At 37.0% G+C, this 1,617-nt stretch carries 2 protein-coding genes; both read left to right on the forward strand.

Going from position 1 to position 1,617, the window contains the following annotated elements; translation table 11 throughout:
• The coding region (locus DNK85_RS11050; protein ID WP_162896705.1) for a hypothetical protein at window positions 1–723 on the forward strand (723 nt) is incomplete at its 5' end.
• Between the two features lie 170 nt (window positions 724–893).
• Window positions 894–1,617 (forward strand): hypothetical protein (locus tag DNK85_RS11055; RefSeq protein ID WP_162896706.1); only part of this gene is annotated, 724 nt, incomplete at its 3' end.

A 1,617-nucleotide genomic window follows, 5' to 3' on the forward strand; every position in this document is an offset into this window, starting at 1 on the left:
AACCATTTCTATTTAAGTACCTTTAATGATTATGTAAATGGGAGTCAACAAGCAGAGCCTATTTCAGCTGAGATTTCTTTTTATGAAGAGGTGCAACAAAAGACCATCTCAGTAATCTCGAGTAATGACATCAACTTAACGGAAGAAGGTGTATATCAGTCTGATAATCAGTATGAGCATAGTGTATTACAACCTGCGTCAACTTCAGCTGCTGAGCCATCACTCCATGGCAATAATTATGCTTTTATTGGACCATTTAATCATCCACTGGCGCAAAACTCAAATGTAGCGATTCAAAAGGGTGGCAAGAATAGCAAGATGCTTGAGTATATGGTATTTGAGCCGATTAAGCATGAGGGTGTAGTTTACCCACAATCACTAGCCGAAGTTGATCTAAAAAATATGTGGATTGTATATACGCAAGGATATGATCCCTTATTGTGGTGTATGGATGATGACCATGAGCTAGGAGAATCTGGTGACAGTCAAAATGATAATTTAAGTAATCTGATGGAATTTCCTAGGGTAACGATAAATGAAGATACCTTGGATTTAGGCACAGGCTATGAAGGCTCTGGTTCGACAAAAAATGAGGGTCAAACACAGGGAGTTTTTGCAACCAATCGTTGTGGTACGGCGCCGATTCAAGCAGCTTATACGGTGATGGATATATATGGCAATGTATTTACGTATCCGTACCCAAGTAAGTTAGGTGGTATTTAATCAACTTATAGTAGAGCATGCTTTAGCACGCAATTCACTCAAAATAAACTGTTGACTCTAACGTTACGTCATAGATTAAATTATGATCATTATATGTTTTGTAGGTCAAATGTTGGGCATATTGAAAAGTAACAAAGCATAAGAGATATAAACAACACGGAGAAATAGTGATGTTGAAGAAAAAATTATTGAGTTTGGCTTTATTAGGTCTAGTTGGGATAAGTTATGCCAGTGATGGTAGTATTACCTTTACAGATGGGGATTATTCATATACCCCTGTTGATATCGCTTATTTATCAAATACGATTAATAACAACAATGAAGGTGATTATTGTAGCTATGAAAGCGGGTTTCCTGATACGCAGACTAGTGATGGTATCGATAATTTTATCTTACGGCAAGATGTAACAACAGAAGGCACAACTTATAATTATAATGATAAAAACTCTGGTCATTGTTTTGACACTTTTCATAGTGAGTTTTCATTATTGTTTACCAATCAGATGTGGCGTCATCGTATTCAAAGTTTTGATTATGAGCGTGCAAATACCGACTATATCACTGATGCATATAATCATTATGCTTTTCCATCTGCAGAAGGTTTTGGGTCCTCATTGGATTATCTTCAAAATTTGGGAAGTCGTACTATGAATACTTCGGGTTTTAAAAAGACCATATTTGGTATTAATGGTAATGCCATAAAGGGCACTGACAATCCAACCGCTGATGTTAATCATGTCGGTGTTACTTTAGTGCCAGGAAATAACAATGATTGGCTTAATGTAACGCCGATGCGTATAGGTACCGTCGCAGTGTCAGGTAGTAATAATCAGACCACTTATAAAATTATCTATGGTTTAGGTATACAAGGCGCGCATTACCAAGAGCCTGCAC

Origin of the sequence: Cysteiniphilum halobium, from assembly GCF_003574425.1 — a bacterium.
Classification (GTDB): domain Bacteria; phylum Pseudomonadota; class Gammaproteobacteria; order Francisellales; family Francisellaceae; genus Caedibacter; species Caedibacter halobius.